Here is a 16,969-nt window from a genome sequence, read left to right on the forward strand (position 1 = left end):
TTAGTTGCTACCTCCCTTCTCTACCTCATCTTTTATTAGTTTCCATGCCTCATCATTACTCTTCTTTAAAACTACTCTATACTTATTATTTTCTATTGATGTATCGAACTGACATACTGATGAATAATCACAATAACTACAATATGCAGTGTTATTATTTTTACAAGGCTCTATTTTTATTTCTCCACTTAACATTTCCTCGCATATTTCAGACATCTTATCATTAACATATTTTCTTAATGTATCAAATTGTTCCTCTGTTATTACTGAGCTACTTGATGTGAAGTTACCATCTTTCTTTATTGCAGCTGGTATTATTAATGAATATGAATCCATATCATTATCCATAGCCTTAACAACATTTATATCTTTTAGAAGCAATCCACTCATCTTTAATTCCTTTAATATATTATCCTTTATTTCTTCTTCAGTAAGTTGCTTTTTAGACTTTATTATTGGATCATCAATTCTAAAATATAATATAGCACCTGGCATTGCTTGCTTTTGTAATATATATTTTGAGTTTTTTATAAGAGCATCTAAATAAACTAATAATTGTATTTGAAGACCATAATAAACTTCTGTTAAATTAAACTTTTTAGCTCCTGATTTATAGTCAACTATCTTTATATATGTGTTTCCATCTAAATCTAAAGTATCAATTCTATCTACTCTACCAACTAGATATACTGTTTCATTTGATGGTAAATCTATTTTTATTGGCTCTCCATCGCTAAATCCTCCAAAGGCAAACTCATTCTTAAATACCTCAAACTTACCCTTTCTCATTTGTTCTGATATTACCATAACAGATTTAGTTATTGTTCTCTTGAATCTATCTGCAAAATACTTATATTTCTTCGTACTATTTAATATTGAATTAGAGTCACTTTCTAACCTCTTATCAACTAGTTCATTAACTATTACCTTACATCTTTCTCTATTTAAATCAGACCATGCTATTTTTTCATTTCTAACTGTATTTGTAAAATCATCTAGCACATTATGCATAAATGATCCTAAATCTGGAGCAGAGAATTCATATACTTTTCTATCCTTTGCCTTTAATCCATATTGAACATAATAAGAAAAAGGACATTGAGCATACTTTTCTATTCTAGATACATTAAATATAAGCTTTTTATTTTCTGATTGATATAATCTCTTTATTTTTTCTCTAGGAACTTTTTCAACCAAATTAGTATATGTCAATCCCTTAAACATTCTATTCGATTTATTTTTAAACTCATCATTATTTTCAAACCATTTAAAAGCTTGTGCCCAATATTCGTCTACCTTTTCCTTTTCAAATTCCATTCTAAGTGCTGAAATAAGTTCATTGAAGGTAGGTGTAGGGGCTGTTATTTTATTAAATTTATCTCTTCTATCTCTTACATTATAAATTTCACTTTCCTCTACTACATTTGGTAACACCTTTTTAAGCCTTGGAATAATTATAGATGGCCTTAATGATTTACCTTCAAAATCTGCCATAGGGAAAGTTACCATTAAATACTCTGAAGGAATAGTCAGTGCTGTATAAACAATAAATTGCTCTTCGAAAGCTCTACTTTTAGTATCTGAAGCTAATCTTATTCCTATATTCCTTAATAAGTCTCTTTCTCTATCACTTATAATTCCTTCTTCTTTATTAGCAGCTGGTAATACACCATCATTTACTCCTACTAAATATAAAGCTTTTACTTCTCTACCTTTAACTCTTGATATATCACCTATATTTACTTGATCTAAAGACATAGGAATTACCCCTATCTCCTTTTCTTCAAATCCTGATATAAGTATTTTAGTAAATTCCTTTATATCTAATACTTCATCTCCTAACACTTCCACAACTTGATCTAAAATTTCTATTACAATCTCAGGAACTTGTATATATTCCTTTATTTTATCTTGTAGCCCCAATGAATTAAATTCTTCTAACCATATTTCTAAGGTTTTAAATACATTTAGTTCATTTAAAAATTCATATAGATTAGTTGCAAACTCTTTTACTTTATTCTTTCCCTTTATTTTATTATGTAACTTCATTAAAGGAGCTCGTATTTCTTCCATAATTTCAAGAATTGAATTTTCTTCTTCTGAAATATCTTCTTTATCATAAAGATCTTTAGTCCACTTATAACCCTTTATTCCATTAGCTAATATATAGTTTTCTAATACATCAATATAATCTCTTTCAACATTTACTAATCCACTCTTTAAATATTTAAATACACTTTCATATGACCAATTACTTGCTAATATTTCTAGAGATGAAATAATAACTACAACTAATGGATTATTAAGTATTTCTCTTTTTTTATCTATAAAAAATGGAATGTTATATTCATTAAAAATAACTGTAGATATCTTTTCATACTCATCTATATTTCTGCATACAACAGCTATATCCTTAAATCTATACCCATTATCTCTAACCATTCTTAATATATCCTTAGCTACAACTTCAATTTCATCATAACTGTTATTTGCCTTATATATTCTTACATTATTAGCTTTTCCTTTATACTCTTTAAATGGATACGTAAAGAAATGACGTTCTAAATGTTGTAAATCTTCACTATTTAAAAATCTATATGACTGTCCCTTATTTAGATCAATCGGTTCTAAGTATGATATATTTCCTTCTTTCATAATTCTTAATATAGAGTTCTCAGTATTTTTTATAGCATCAAATATATCTGTATAATCTATATCAGCACCACCACTTAAGGAATCACTACATAAGGTTATATTTACAACCTTTGCTTTCTTTGCGAGTACTTTTATAACCTCCAATTGTTGAGGTGTAAAAGTAGTAAATTCATCTATCCATATTTCTGCATCATCATATATATTACAATCCTTTAACCTTTTTGCTAAAAAAGTTAACTCATCATCCGAGTCAATAAATCTCCTATGAAGTACATCGTTAAAATTATTAAAAATTAATTTTAAATCATTTATTTTTTTCTTAAGCTCTTCATCATTTATTTCTTCTTCTTTTGCATTTAATATTTCCCCGGAAATATTATATTTTTTAAACTCTGTTATTATTTTCGATATTATTGATGAGAATCCCTGTTGCTTAGACATTCTATTAAAGTATTGTAATTCCTCACCTTTATCTTTTAATAACTTATAAATAAGCATATTCCTTCCTGAATCACTTATTCTAACTTCTGTTCGTCCACCACATTCTTCTGATACTCTATGAGCCATTCTCTTAAAACTTAGTACTTCGCCTCTTAGTAATCCCTTTTCTGTTACCGTATCAAGGAACTTCTTTTCTGTATCAAAAGTGTATTGCTCTGGAACTATTAAAACTAATTTATTTTCACTATCATAATTTTGTATTTTCCTTTTTATTTGTTCAAGACAAAACGTACTTTTTCCTGTTCCTGCCCTTCCAAATATAAATCTTATTCCCATAAACACACTCCTAAAAGTATTCTATCTTAAATTATTCCCCTTTTGCTTGAATAAATTCTTCCTTAAGTAACCCCATAACTATAGTATCTAAATATCTACCACAAATATAATATTTACTCCTTCTTATTCCTTCTTCCTTGAATCCACATTTCTTATAACAATTTATAGCTCTAATATTTTCTTTAACGACTTCTAATTCTATCTTATGAGCTTTTCTCTTATTAAATAGATACTCACATAATGTCCTTATTGAGTCCTTACCGTGACCTCTTCCCCAATATCCCTTACCAATAGTTATCCCTATTGAGTATACATCTCTCGTATAACTATTTTCTTTATAATAGACGTATCCTATTAAATCAATATCTTTTGTTACTATAACTAATTCCTTTTTATTCGGTTTTGTAAAATGACGAAATTGACTTCTTATATATTCCTTAGTCATAATTCCCGTAGATAAACCATTATACTTAAGAACTTCTCTATCTGCACAAATGTCATATAAGATCTCTATATCTTCTTTTACTGGATCCCTTAAGTATATATTTTCTCCATATATCATACTGCCATCTCCCTAAGTAAAGTTTATATCATATTTTTAATTTTTGTATACTTTAATTATAAATCTATTTGTAAAAGCAAAAAAGAGAACAATAAAAAAAGAGCCCAAATTTTAATATTGAGCTCTTTTTCTTCTACATTATATCTATTTCCACTTCAACTCCGTAATGATCAGAGATAACTCTTTTATTTTCATTGTTAAATATCACGTTAGATCTTTTTACATTAACATTTTTGTTTGCAAATATTATATCTAGCCTTTTATTTTCCTTTTTACCTTCCCAGCCTGCAATTTCACCTTCAACCGTTATCCCATTATCTTTTTCAAGTGCAATACCATAAGTATCAATTAATCCTTTACTTAATAAATAATCATACCCCTGATTTCTAATTCTAGCATCATTATTAAAATCTCCCATAATAAAACTTAATCCATTGATTTTCTCTATAAGATTATCTGCTTGATATTTAAAATGTTCTGCTTCATCATTCCACCAACCTAAGTGACAACTAAAGAAATTAACTTTTTTATTATCTATACTTATAGTGCACTTAATTATTTTCCTACTTTTATAAAAAGTTTTTTCACTACTTTTTGTTATATAAAATGACTCTACATCTTCAACTTCATGTCTGGTAAGTATAGATAAACCTTCCTCATATATATCATAACCTATATGTGAAAAATCCCATAAGTACCTATATTTAAATTCTCCTAATTTCTCAAGCTCTTTATTTAATAAGTAAACAAAATTATCTTCCTTTATAATTCCACTAACTATACTTTCTTCTATGCTTTGACTTACTTCTTGAAGTGCTATAACATCATATTGCTTCTCTTTTATTACTTCTGCTAAATACTTTATTTTCTCTAATTGACTTTCTTCCATCCATGAATGGCAATTAAGTGTTAATAATTTCATTCTAAACTCCTAATATATCTTGTATGTTTGATTTTAACACATCTGCCTTTGGACCGTATATCGCTTGAACGCCTTTATCTCTTAATATAAGTCCTAAAGCTCCATTCTTTTTCCATTCCTTTTCATCAGCTACTAAACTTATATCCTTAACAGTAACTCTTAATCTTGTCATACATGCATCTATATCTTCTATGTTATCCTTTTCCCCTAATAATGAAATTATTCTAACTGCTTGTAAATCATTTGCTGTATTTGGATCATTCTTAGTAGAAGATGTTGCTTCATCTTCATTTTCTGAATCTATATAGTTTCCGTTACGTCCTGGTGTTGGAATGTTGAATTTTTTAATTAATATGCTAAATATTCCATAGTTTAATCCAAAGAATACTAAACATGCAATAACAAAGTTAATTATATCTCTTATTAATCCTGCATGAACCATCATTGGAGTTCTTGTTAAGAATTCTATAAACCCAAATGCATGAACTCTTAATTGGAAAATATCAGCTAAAGCAAAACCTATACCTGTAATTAAAGCATATACTCCATATAATATAGGTGATATAAACATAAACATAAATTCTATTGGTTCTGTAACACCTGTTAAGAATACTGCTAGTCCAGCTGATAAAAATACTGTTTTATATTTGTTCTTTTTATCTGGCTCAACGTTTTTATACATTGCAAATGCTACTCCTAATAATGATGCACTTGAAAGAATTACTTGACCAGCTTTAAATCTTGCTGGAACTATGCTATTTAATACTGTATTATATTCTGAAATATTCCCTGCGTCTTTTAAATTTATTAAATCACCTATCCACGCTAACCATAATGGATCTTGTCCTGCTACTAAAGTACCTGCTGATTGCCCTGTTAATATTTGATATACCCCACCAAGCTCTGTATAATTTACCGGCACTGTTAACATATGATGCAATCCAAATGGTAATAATAAACGTTCTAATGCTCCATATACAAAAGGTGCTAAAACTGGTGCTGTATCCTTTGATTCTGCTAACCAGATTCCAAAGCTATTTAAAGCTCCTTGTATAAATGGCCAAACAAGTGATAGTGCTATAGCTGTAACTGTTGATCCTAAAATAACTACAAAAGGAACAAATCTTTTTCCATTAAAGAAATCCAACGCCTTAGGTAATTTATTATAATTATAATATTTATTATATAAGGCTGCTCCTAAGAAACCTGCAATTATACCTACAAACACTCCCATATTTAATGCTGGAGCACCTAATATCTCTGTAAAATAGTTAGCTACGACAAGCTTTGAACCAAATATTGAGTTTACTGTTGCTGTAGCATCAGCTAACATATCTGAACTTACACCAAATATAGCTCCTGTAATACGATTAATTAATATGAATGATAACAATCCAGCAAAAGCACCACCAGCTCTTTCTTTAGCCCATGATCCACCTATAGCAACTGCAAACAATACATGAAGGTTTCCAATTATAGCCCAACCTATATCCTCCATAACTCTTCCTATTGTATCTATCATTGCTATATCTGCTGACATTGCTATCAATTTTCCAATAGAAATCATAAGACCAGCTGCTGGCATAACCGCAACTACAACTAGTAGAGCCTTTCCAAACTTTTGCCAAAAATCAAATGATATTAGTTTACCTCTCTTATTTGCTTTTCCCATTATTATTCCTCTCCTTACTACTTTCAATTTAAATCTATTTTATACATTCTTGCTTCATATGGTCTTAAATCTATACTATTTAAATCATGATGTTCAGAAACTTTGTAATTTGATATTAATAAGTTCTCATACTTTAATAATTCATCCTTATAAATATATCTAGCTGACTTATTTGTTAAATTTGTTACTATAATAAACCTTTTATCATTTAACTCTCTTATATAAGCATAAATACTTTCATCCTCTTTTAATATTAATTTGTATTCACCATATATAAGTGCATTGTTGCTTTTTCTTATCTTTATCATTTTTTTATAAAAATTCAATATTGAATACTCATCATCAATTTGCTTTTCAACATTTATGTCTTTGAAATTATCATTAACTTCTATCCAAGGTTTATTATTAGAAAAGCCTGCATTCATAGAACTATTCCATTGCATTGGAGTTCTAGCATTATCTCTAGAAGTAGCCCATAAATGCTTCATACATTCTTCCTTAGTAAAACCGTTTTCTAACATTTCATTATAGGCATTTATACTTTTAACATCATTGTACTTATCTACAGATGAATACTTTACATTTGTCATTCCAATTTCTTGTCCTTGATATATAAATGGAGTCCCTTGTTGCATAAAGTACATTAATGCTAACGCTTTTGCACTTTCCATCCAATACGCCTTATCATTTCCCCAGGTGGACACTACCCTTGGTATATCATGATTTTCTATAAACAGTGCATTCCAACCTCTATTATTTAGCCCTTCTTGCCATCTAGTTAGAACTTCTTTGCATTCCTTTACATTAAAGCTCTCATTATCTTCATTGTTCCATAAATCTAGATGCTCAAATTGAAATACCATGTTGAATTTTCCCTTTTCTTCGCCTACCCACTCTTCTGCTTCTTCAGCACTTACCCCATTTGCTTCTGCTACTGTCATAACATCGTATTTTGAGAATGTATTTTCACTCAATTCCTCTAAAAAATCATGTATTCCTTCAACATTCATATGCTTTTCAAAGCAGCTTACATATTGTTTATTTTCCATATTAGGCATGTCACTAAATTCTATATCTTTCTTAATATGACTTATGGCATCTATTCTAAATCCATCTACTCCTTTATCAAGCCACCAATTTATCATTTTATATATTTCTTTTCTTAAATTCTCATTTTCCCAATTTAAATCCGGCTGCTTTTTAGTGAATAAATGTAAGAAATATTCATCAGTCTTTTTATCATATTCCCAAGCTGATCCTTTAAAAATACTTTCCCAGTTATTAGGCTCTTTATTATTTTTTCCTTTTCTCCATATATACCAATCCCTCTTAGGATTATCTTTAGATGACTTTGATTCTATAAACCATTCATGTTCGTCGCTAGTATGATTTATTACTAAATCTATTATCAACTTCATTTCTCTCTTATGAATTTCTACTAATAGCTCATTGAAATCCTCCATAGTTCCAAAATCCGTCATTATATCTTGATAATCACTTATATCATAACCATTATCATCATTAGGTGACTTGTACATAGGACAAATCCAAATAACATCTATCCCTAAATCTTTTAAATAATCTAATTTTGATGTTATTCCCTTTAAGTCACCTATTCCATCATTATTACTATCCATAAAACTTCTTGGATATATTTGATATGCCACTGCTTCTTTCCACCAAACTTGCTTCATATATTCCTCCAAATTAACTAAATCTAATTCATGCAATCGTTTGCCCAAAATAGTGTAAAATATGTGTACAGATATTTCTGTACACATTATCCTATTTGCTTTCTAAAATAGCTAATGCTGCTGCACCTAAAACCCCTGCTTGATTACCTAATACAGCTTTTTCAACTTTACAGTGATTATAAATTGTCTTTAAGCATCTTCTTTCCATTTCATTCTCTATTTTATCAAATACAATCCTTCCAGCTTCACTTACACCGCCACCAATAACAATTTTATCTGGATCAAATGTATTTGCCAAATTAGCAACAGTTATTCCTAAATAAGATAACGCATCATTTAATATGTCTTGCGCAACCTTATCCCCTTTTTCTGCATCTAAGAATACTTCCTTAGCAGTTACTTGTTCATAATTCTTTAGCGAAGTTTCTACTTTACTATCTACAGCTTCTTTTGCTCTCTTCATAATTGCAGTTCCTGATGCAACTGCTTCTGCACATCCTGTATTACCACATCCACATCTTGGGCCACCCTTCATAACAGTAGTATGTCCCACCTCTAATGCATTTGATGTGCTTCCTCTAAATAAATTACCATTTATTATGGCTCCTCCACCTATTCCTGTACTTACAGTAATGAAAACCATATTCTTGCTTCCCTTGCCTGCTCCAAACATAAATTCACTTAATGTTGCTACATTTGCATCATTATCTAAATAAGTATCTAATTTATATCTATCTTTTATAGGTTGAACTATATTGAAATTCTTAAATGGTAAATTAGGAGTATATACTATTAATCCTTTCTCCACATCTAAAGGTCCCGGAGATCCTATTCCTATTGCTTTAACTTCATTTAAATCTGTGCCTTCTAGTACATCATCTATTGTCTTTAATAATTTTTCTAAAACTACACTTTCTCCTTTATGAGCTTCAGTTTTAACAGTAACTTCTTTTACTATAGATCCTTTTAAATCAACTAGCGCAGTGTATATTTTAGTTCCACCTAAATCAACACCAACTACATACTTTTTTTCCATTTCAATCCCCCTAGATATAAATTTTATTTTGCTTCTCTCATCACGATAGACATAGTATATCATTTTCAGAAATTGTTTACAATAATTTAATTGCTTATTTTCGTTCAAAATTTTTAATTATTTAAAATTATCTTTATTTTTCTTTAACATTTAAAGTTTTGTGCAACCGATTGCATTTAATTTAAATTTATATCTTTTTTATCGATTCTCTTTCTATTAATTTAGTATCTATTATATATGAATTCTTATTATTACTTTTCTCTTCTAACTTATTTATAATTAGTTTTGTAGCATAAAATCCTAACTCTTCAGCATTAATATCTACAGATGCTAATGGAGGATTTTGATATTCTGACATTGGTATATTATTAAATCCCGCAATGGATACATCCCTTATCCCAATGTCATTTAAAGCTTCTTGAACTCCAAAAGCTAACAGATCATCTGTAGCTACTATAGCAGTTGGCTTATTGCCATCTAAAATTCTATTTATAGCATAACTCCCGTTAATTTGTGTAAATTCTTCAGCTTCATATATTAAACTACTTTTTATCTCTATTCCATTATCCATTAATGCTTGCTTATAACCTCTTAGTCTATCTCTAGAAACATTTAAATTAGCCTTTGCACCAACAAAAGCTATTTTTTTATGTCCATAATCTATTAGCATTTGCACTAAATCATACATAGCTTTTACATTATCATTATCTACCCATAATACATTTTTTACTTCATCTGGCCTTCCTATAACTACAAAAGGAAATTCTATATCATTTAGGTACTTTATTGTATCATCATTTTCCTTAGAATTTAATAGACATATTCCATCAACCAAATTGCTATCTATAAATTTTCTAAACCATTCCTTATCATCTTTTCCTTCTTGCTTGAAAGCATACATTATATAATAATTTTCTTTTTGAGCATATATGCTTATTCCCTTCATCGCTTGTACAAAGAATGGATTTGAAAATATATCCTCTGCTTCTTTTGGTAATATTACAGCTAAAATTCTTGTTCTATTATTAGCAAGTCCTCTTGCAATTATATTTGGAGTATAATTTAACTTCCTTATTGCTTCATTTACTTTTTCCTTCGTTTTATCACTTATTTTATGGCTATTAGATAATACCCTAGAAACTGTTGATGTTGCGACATTTGCTTCTCTAGCTACATCTTTAATTGTAACTTTCATCTTATCTTCCCCCTAACAAGTACTTAATAAAATTATAGTATATTTTATATATAAAATAAATCTGATTCCCAATTATTATTTAATTAAAAATATTATACAACTCATTTTTTAAGTTTAAGAACTCTATATTTTTATAAAAATAAAAAAGCACCTAACATTGTTAGATGCTTTCTGGCGGAGAAACCGGGATTTGAACCCGGGCGCCAGTTGCCCGACCTACGCCCTTAGCAGGGGCGCCTCTTCAGCCACTTGAGTATTTCTCCACGTGCCTTCTATTGAAGTTTTTATGGCGGAGAGAGTGGGATTTGAACCCACGGTACCCGCAAAGGTACGCCGGTTTTCAAGACCGGTGCCTTAAGCCAGCTCGACCATCTCTCCATATTATGTCTTGCGACAAGTATTATTATAGCAACCACTCTATATATTGTCAATTATTATTTTAAACTTTTTTATTATTTTTATTATATAATAAATATTTAGTAAAATAATTTTTTAATGAGTTTCTCCTATATTTAATTTAAAATGCATCTAAGAAAACTTAGATGCATCTTTGGCGGAGAGAGTGGGATTTGAACCCACGGTACCCGCAAAGGTACGCCGGTTTTCAAGACCGGTGCCTTAAGCCAGCTCGACCATCTCTCCATATCTGTCTGACGACAAATATTATTATAGCAATGAGATTGCTTGTTGTCAATTATAAATTTATATATTTTTTAATTAAATAATGAATCTAATAAAAAATAAACTCTTCTTTCTTCACTATCCACTAAAATTACTCTTAATTAGCCTAATAATAATTTAAGTATCTAATAGAATTAGAAAAAATAAATATATTATAAATAAAAATAATATATTTTAGATAATTTAATCTACCTTTAGAATAAATAAAGGCTAAATACAAAATTATATATTTAGCCTTTAAAATTAAAACTATTTAATTACTTTCATGTTTCCCATGTAAGGTTGAAGTGCAGTTGGAATATTTACTGATCCATCCTCATTTAAGTTATTTTCTAAAAATGCTATTAACATTCTTGGTGGTGCAACAACTGTATTATTTAATGTATGAGCAAAATATTTTCCATCTTTAGAATTTACACGTATCTTTAAACGACGGGCTTGTGCATCGCCTAGATTTGAACAACTTCCGACTTCAAAATATTTCTTTTGTCTTGGTGACCAAGCTTCAACATCTACTGACTTAACTTTAAGGTCTGCTAAATCTCCAGAGCAACATTCTAAAGTTCTAACTGGTATATCTAAAGAGCGGAATAAATCTACAGTATTTCTCCATAACTTTTCATACCACTCCATACTTTCTTCTGGTTTACATACAACTATCATCTCTTGCTTTTCAAATTGATGAATTCTATATACTCCTCTTTCTTCTATTCCATGAGCTCCCTTTTCTTTTCTAAAACAAGGAGAATAACTTGTTAAAGTATGTGGTAATGAATCTTCAGGTAATATAGTATCTATGTACTTACCTATCATAGAATGTTCACTTGTTCCAATTAGATATAGATCTTCACCTTCAATTTTATACATCATAGCATCCATTTCAGCAAAACTCATAACACCTGTTACAACTTCACTACGAATCATGTATGGAGGAATACAATAAGTAAATCCACGATCTATCATAAAATCTCTAGCATATGAAATTATTGCTGAATGAAGTCTTGCAACATTACCCATTAAATAATAGAATCCACTTCCTGCTACTTTTCTAGCACTATCTAAATCTAATCCACTTAACTTTTCCATTATCTCTGTATGATATGGAACTTCAAAATCTGGAACATTTGGTTCTCCAAAGCGTTCAACCTCTACATTTTCACTATCATCCTTACCAATTGGAACACTTGGATCAATTATATTTGGTAAAGTTAGCATTATTGTATTAACTCTTTCAGATAATTCTGTTTCCTTAACTTCTAGCTCAGATAAGCTCTCTGAGTTTTCAGTTACCTTCTTTTTCATTTCTTCTGCTTCTTCTCTTTTTCCTTGAGCCATTAAAGCTCCAATTTGCTTTGAAAACTTATTTCTGTCAGCTCTTAAAGCTTCAGCTTGTTGTTTAGCTTCCCTAAGCTTTTTATCTAATTCTATTACCTCATCTACTAATGGAAGTTTACTATCTTGGAACTTATTTTTTATATTCTTCTTAACTATCTCTGGATTTTCTCTTACAAATTTTAAATCTAACATTATGTATACCTCCTAATAATTTATATTTATTAATTTTTTTCATAAAAAAAGAACCTTTCCCCAAAATAAGGGACGAAAGATTCCGCGTTGCCACCCTAATTAATAGCAAAATATGCTATTCTCTTAAATAAATTTAACGGTTTAAGCCGTACTGCTCATCACAGTCCCTCCAAGGTGGATTCATAACATTTTACTATCGATTTACACCAACCACCGACTCTCTTAAAATAAATATTGTTATTACTAGCCTCTTCAACAGTTTTATTTTATTATTCTTAATATATTATAAAAATATATATATGTCAATATTTTACTAAGATGATTTATATATATTATTATACTTTTATATTTTATTTATTCATCATATAAGTCCCTTGTACAAATTATATCAATTCCAGTATTAAGTATATTTTTACATATTAAACTTCCAGACTTAATTGGAACGCTAACATATATTCTTGCTAATACCTTAGATAATTCTATCCAGACTCCTTTATCAACTTTTTCGCTAGACTTAACAGGAACAACTCTATATTTGTCACTTCCTTTTACCCTAACTATAGATGTAAATATATCCTTATTATCATCTTTATTTTGCAAATTAGACATCTCCAAACTCCTTTATTCTGCTTGAAATTACTTTAGAATTTTTAGAATCATCTACTATATCAGTAACCTTCTTATCCAATTCCCTTGCAAGTATATTTACAATTTTTTCATAGCAATAAGAACCATGGCAACTTCCAAATCCAGATCCAGTCCTTCTCTTAACACCTTCTACTGTTCTTGCACCTAATGGTCTTCTTATACAATCTACTATTTCGCCTTCTGATATATTATTACATACGCATATAATCTTTCCATATCTATTATCTAGTGAAATTATCTCATTAGCTTCTTTCTTACCAAGCTCTCTAAACTTATAGACTTCTCTTCTCTTATCTATAAAATTCTTTTTTAATGTACAGCTTAAATTATTTGCAATTGTATCACAAAGCATTTTTGCAATTGCTGGAGCTATTGTAATCTTTCCATAGTGAGTACCTGTTACTCTTATATATCCCTTATCTATTTCACTATCATCTATTAACATTGAATCCTTATTATAACTTTCTCTAAATAAATTATTAATATTATTCTTTTCTAAGTTCTTTAAAAGGCTATTAGCATATATTAAATTATCCTCTAAACTAGTTTTTTCAGTACTCTTTATTCCTATTAACGAACCTGTAGTAGTTGTTGGTGTGCTTAGCACAAATGTATTTTTATCAAAGGTCTCTATTACTATCTTATTTAATTTATTTCTATAGTTATCATCTACCAATAAGTAACTCATATTCTTAAAGTACTCTTCTTCACTTTCTAACTCTTTATCTTCAACCTTTCCATTTTCCCTTATATATATCTCATGCGGAATTGTATTTATTACAACCTTACAGGTAAACTTATTCTTATTAGTTGTTACTCTAAAACCTTTAGCTAAGTTTTGTATATTTAAAACTTCTTCTTCTAACCTAAAGTTAACACCATTATCTGCTGCTACTTCAGCATAGGCAATTGCCAAGTCATAAGGTGCAACTATCCCTATATTTTCTGAATATAGACCTTTTTTTATATTAGGATTTATATTAGGTTCGATATCATATACATCTTTATCATCTATTAAATATACACCATCTATTCCTCGCCTTTTAGCTCTTTCATACATTTCTTCTAATTTTTTAACTCCATTTTCATCACTTACAACTCTTAAAGCTCCAATTTTCTTAAAAGGAACCTTAAACTTTTCACAAGTATCAAGCATTATTGAGTTCCCTATATACTCAAGTCCTGCCATTACATCATCCGATGTTTCAGATCCGTCATATACTATTGATGTATTTACAAATGATATATCATCTGCTATGTCATAATCCCTTTCTATTAAAGCAATATTAAAATTATATTTTGAAAGTTCATAAGCAACTGAACATCCTATTATTCCTCCACCCAATATAAGAATATCGTAATCCATAATCTATTTCCTCCCATAGTCTATAATAAAAATCCCTTTTCTAACAACTCTCTCTTTATTGCCTCAATATCTTCTTTACTATCTGCTGCTATTGTATGAAGATGAATACCATTTGTTAAATTTGAAAGTGGCTTTGCATTTTTTCTTTTAAATTCATTTTCAAATTTATTTAAGTCATTTAAGTTTTTTATCATCAAATTCCCTCTTATTTCTCCATAAAGAGGATGCTCAATAATAACATCTTCTATTATTCCACCATATTTAACTACTATTTCTAATTCCCTAATAGTTTTACTACTATCATGATTGACAGCAATAATAGACTTAACTTTATTAATATTTTTATTATAGATATATCCATCAGGAGTAGCTATAATATTTTTACCTGCTGCTCTTAATATGGCAATGTCTTTAACTATTATCTGCCTAGTAACACCAAATAAAGAGGCAAGCTCCGTTCCCTTAATGGCCTTGTTGCTTTCCACTAACATTTTCATAATTTCTTCTCTTCTTTCTATAGAACTCATAAATTCACCTCTTTATTAATTTTTATCATCACACCTACTTATTATATTAAGTATCTCATTTTCCTTGATTTTATCTTTATTATGATGATATCTAATAACCTGCAAAAATTCTTTATCATAATCAAACCCTTTAAGAATATCCAATCCTATCTTAGGATGATTATAATATATATCTATTTGCTTTATATTATCATATTTTTTTATTTTCCCTTTAGTAGCCTTATCTAATAATACCACTACAGATTTCTCCATCAAACTCAAATGCTTTTTACTTTTTCCCACATCATGCAAAAGTGCAGCTTTTCCTAACTTATATACGTCTATATCTATATCCAAATCATATTTCATTTTAATTGAGTCCTTGCAAACTCTTATACAGTGATGTTTATCATTATGCTTTAATTTATTAAAAATTTTAATTTCATCTTCGTTTAAAAATTCACTTATATACTTATAGTCTATCTCCTTAAATAATGATGTAAATCCCCATATAAATTGTTTTACTCTATATAAAGCCATTTCTATCACCTTACCGCTTTAATTAACTTTATTTTATATAAAAATAATAACATTATATATTTTTATTATCAATTATATATAATTTTATTAAAAGTCATGTACCACCAGCTTAGCTGGTGGCTTGATTAAGCCCTATAAGGGCATGATACTGGCGGCACTACTCGTGCTCTGAATAACCGCCAATCGCAAAACAGTTTCAGCTACCACCCTCATCGGGTGGTTTTTCTATTTGCTTCCTTTTACCGGCGATCCCGTGAACGGGTCAATATATTCCTTAAAACTAAGTTGCTCTGCTATTTGATCTTCTTGAATTTGGTTTTGAATATACTTTGCAATTGCAGTTTTATTTCTTCCCACTGTGTCAACGTAATATTCTCTACACCAAAAATGTCTATTTCCATATTTATATTTTAAATTTGCAAATCTATCAAAAATCATCAAACTACTCTTACCCTTTAATATTCCCATAAATTTTGATACGCTCATCTTCGGTGGAATAGTTACTAACATATGTATATGATCCAGACAAGCATTCGCTTCGATTATTTCTACTCCATGTCTTATACATATAGTTCTTAATATTTTACCAATTTCAGCCTTATATTTTCCATATATTATTTGTCTTCTATACTTCGGTGCAAATACTATATGATATTGACACCTCCATTTTGTATGTGATAAGCTTTCTATGTCGTTACCCATATGACACACCTCCTATGATTAATTTGTTTTACGATTGTCAGTCGTTGAAATTATATCATAGGAGCTTTTTTCTGTGCAGAGCTTAAGCCATTTTATCCACCGGCATAGCCAGTGGTTTTCAACACAACAAAAAAAGCTACGATTAATATCGTAGCTTTGGTGGAGGTAAAGGGATTCGAACCCTTGACCCCTTGCGTGCAAGGCAAGTGCTCTCCCAACTGAGCTATACCCCCATAAAAAAATAACCTGGCAATGTTCTACTCTCCCACACAGTCTCCCATGCAGTACCATCGACGCTGTAGAGCTTAACTTTCCTGTTCGGAATGGAAAGGAGTGTTTCCTCTACGCCATCATCACCAGATTTCAGAGTGTTCTCTGAAAATTGCACATGAATTAATTTTAAGCCTATTTTTTATTGGTCAAGCCCTCGACCTATTAGTATCAGTCAGCTAAATATGTTACCACACTTACACCTCTGACCTATCA

At 29.6% G+C, this 16,969-nt stretch carries 13 protein-coding genes, 4 tRNA genes, 1 rRNA gene and 1 other annotated feature; all 18 genes read right to left on the bottom strand.

Annotated features, from left to right (window positions below; translation table 11 throughout):
* Positions 1-3,432, bottom strand: coding sequence for a helicase-exonuclease AddAB subunit AddB (gene addB / locus I2E83_RS10260; protein ID WP_195429675.1), 3,432 nt, complete (start codon positions 3,430-3,432; stop codon positions 1-3).
* Between the two features lie 31 nt (positions 3,433-3,463).
* Positions 3,464-3,994 (bottom strand): GNAT family protein, encoded by a 531-nt coding sequence (locus I2E83_RS10265; protein WP_195429676.1) that lies wholly within the window; start codon positions 3,992-3,994, stop codon positions 3,464-3,466.
* A gap of 133 nt (positions 3,995-4,127) precedes the next feature.
* Positions 4,128-4,916, bottom strand: a complete 789-nt coding sequence (locus I2E83_RS10270; RefSeq protein ID WP_195429677.1) for an endonuclease/exonuclease/phosphatase family protein — start codon at positions 4,914-4,916, stop codon at positions 4,128-4,130.
* A 1-nt stretch (position 4,917) separates the two neighbouring features.
* A complete protein-coding gene (locus tag I2E83_RS10275; RefSeq protein ID WP_195263952.1) occupies positions 4,918-6,588 on the bottom strand; it encodes a PTS transporter subunit IIBC in 1,671 nt (556 codons plus the stop codon).
* Positions 6,589-6,611: 23 nt separating this feature from the next.
* The gene (locus tag I2E83_RS10280; RefSeq protein ID WP_195429678.1) at positions 6,612-8,282 is read right to left on the bottom strand and encodes an alpha-glucosidase; all 1,671 of its coding nucleotides are present in this window, start codon (positions 8,280-8,282) and stop codon (positions 6,612-6,614) included.
* A gap of 91 nt (positions 8,283-8,373) precedes the next feature.
* Positions 8,374-9,318 carry an ROK family protein gene (locus I2E83_RS10285; RefSeq protein ID WP_195263953.1) on the bottom strand — a complete coding sequence of 315 codons (945 nt, stop codon included), beginning with the start codon at positions 9,316-9,318 and terminating at the stop codon, positions 8,374-8,376.
* Between the two features lie 187 nt (positions 9,319-9,505).
* Entirely contained in the window at positions 9,506-10,513 is a 1,008-nt protein-coding gene (locus I2E83_RS10290; RefSeq protein WP_195263954.1) for a LacI family DNA-binding transcriptional regulator, read from the bottom strand.
* 172 nt (positions 10,514-10,685) lie between these two features.
* A tRNA-Ser gene (locus I2E83_RS10295) sits at positions 10,686-10,776 on the bottom strand.
* 24 nt (positions 10,777-10,800) lie between these two features.
* Positions 10,801-10,891, bottom strand: a tRNA-Ser gene (locus I2E83_RS10300).
* Between the two features lie 173 nt (positions 10,892-11,064).
* Positions 11,065-11,155: transfer RNA gene (locus tag I2E83_RS10305), tRNA-Ser, on the bottom strand.
* A gap of 288 nt (positions 11,156-11,443) precedes the next feature.
* The gene (serS, locus tag I2E83_RS10310; RefSeq protein WP_195429679.1) at positions 11,444-12,721 is read right to left on the bottom strand and encodes a serine--tRNA ligase; all 1,278 of its coding nucleotides are present in this window, start codon (positions 12,719-12,721) and stop codon (positions 11,444-11,446) included.
* Between the two features lie 65 nt (positions 12,722-12,786).
* Positions 12,787-12,986, bottom strand: a binding site (T-box leader).
* A gap of 89 nt (positions 12,987-13,075) precedes the next feature.
* On the bottom strand, positions 13,076-13,330 hold the full coding sequence (locus I2E83_RS10315; protein ID WP_195263956.1) for a DUF1667 domain-containing protein: 255 nt from the start codon (positions 13,328-13,330) through the stop codon (positions 13,076-13,078).
* Entirely contained in the window at positions 13,323-14,735 is a 1,413-nt protein-coding gene (locus I2E83_RS10320; protein WP_195263957.1) for an FAD-dependent oxidoreductase, read from the bottom strand. Before I2E83_RS10320 ends, I2E83_RS10315 begins: the two co-directional genes overlap by 8 nt.
* A 20-nt stretch (positions 14,736-14,755) precedes the next feature.
* Complete coding sequence (locus tag I2E83_RS10325; RefSeq protein ID WP_195263958.1) at positions 14,756-15,262, bottom strand: transcription repressor NadR; 507 nt, start codon at positions 15,260-15,262, stop codon at positions 14,756-14,758.
* A gap of 15 nt (positions 15,263-15,277) precedes the next feature.
* Positions 15,278-15,781, bottom strand: a complete 504-nt coding sequence (locus I2E83_RS10330; protein WP_195263959.1) for an HDIG domain-containing metalloprotein — start codon at positions 15,779-15,781, stop codon at positions 15,278-15,280.
* A gap of 225 nt (positions 15,782-16,006) precedes the next feature.
* Positions 16,007-16,483, bottom strand: coding sequence for an IS200/IS605 family transposase (gene tnpA, locus I2E83_RS10335; RefSeq protein ID WP_195429680.1), 477 nt, complete (start codon positions 16,481-16,483; stop codon positions 16,007-16,009).
* A 157-nt stretch (positions 16,484-16,640) separates the two neighbouring features.
* Positions 16,641-16,716 (bottom strand) — tRNA-Ala (locus tag I2E83_RS10340).
* An 11-nt stretch (positions 16,717-16,727) separates the two neighbouring features.
* Positions 16,728-16,844, bottom strand: a 5S ribosomal RNA gene (gene rrf / locus I2E83_RS10345).
* Between the last annotated feature and the right edge of the window lie 125 nt (positions 16,845-16,969).

Source organism: Clostridium sp. D46t1_190503_E9, assembly GCF_015555225.1.
In the GTDB taxonomy this organism is placed as follows: Bacteria; Bacillota; Clostridia; order Clostridiales; family Clostridiaceae; genus Clostridium.

What these genes read in the sequence shown, in the direction of transcription:
- I2E83_RS10315 (WP_195263956.1), bottom strand. Translation starts at nt 13,330, where the DNA reads ATGTCTAATTTGCAAAATAAAGATGATAATAAGGATATATTTACATCT.
- I2E83_RS10270 (WP_195429677.1), bottom strand. Translation starts at nt 4,916, where the DNA reads ATGAAATTATTAACACTTAATTGCCATTCATGGATGGAAGAAAGTCAA.
- addB (WP_195429675.1), bottom strand. Translation starts at nt 3,432, where the DNA reads ATGGGAATAAGATTTATATTTGGAAGGGCAGGAACAGGAAAAAGTACG.
- serS (WP_195429679.1), bottom strand. Translation starts at nt 12,721, where the DNA reads ATGTTAGATTTAAAATTTGTAAGAGAAAATCCAGAGATAGTTAAGAAG.
- I2E83_RS10280 (WP_195429678.1), bottom strand. Translation starts at nt 8,282, where the DNA reads ATGAAGCAAGTTTGGTGGAAAGAAGCAGTGGCATATCAAATATATCCA.
- I2E83_RS10320 (WP_195263957.1), bottom strand. Translation starts at nt 14,735, where the DNA reads ATGGATTACGATATTCTTATATTGGGTGGAGGAATAATAGGATGTTCA.
- I2E83_RS10290 (WP_195263954.1), bottom strand. Translation starts at nt 10,513, where the DNA reads ATGAAAGTTACAATTAAAGATGTAGCTAGAGAAGCAAATGTCGCAACA.
- I2E83_RS10285 (WP_195263953.1), bottom strand. Translation starts at nt 9,318, where the DNA reads ATGGAAAAAAAGTATGTAGTTGGTGTTGATTTAGGTGGAACTAAAATA.
- I2E83_RS10275 (WP_195263952.1), bottom strand. Translation starts at nt 6,588, where the DNA reads ATGGGAAAAGCAAATAAGAGAGGTAAACTAATATCATTTGATTTTTGG.
- I2E83_RS10325 (WP_195263958.1), bottom strand. Translation starts at nt 15,262, where the DNA reads ATGAGTTCTATAGAAAGAAGAGAAGAAATTATGAAAATGTTAGTGGAA.
- I2E83_RS10330 (WP_195263959.1), bottom strand. Translation starts at nt 15,781, where the DNA reads ATGGCTTTATATAGAGTAAAACAATTTATATGGGGATTTACATCATTA.
- I2E83_RS10265 (WP_195429676.1), bottom strand. Translation starts at nt 3,994, where the DNA reads ATGATATATGGAGAAAATATATACTTAAGGGATCCAGTAAAAGAAGAT.
- tnpA (WP_195429680.1), bottom strand. Translation starts at nt 16,483, where the DNA reads ATGGGTAACGACATAGAAAGCTTATCACATACAAAATGGAGGTGTCAA.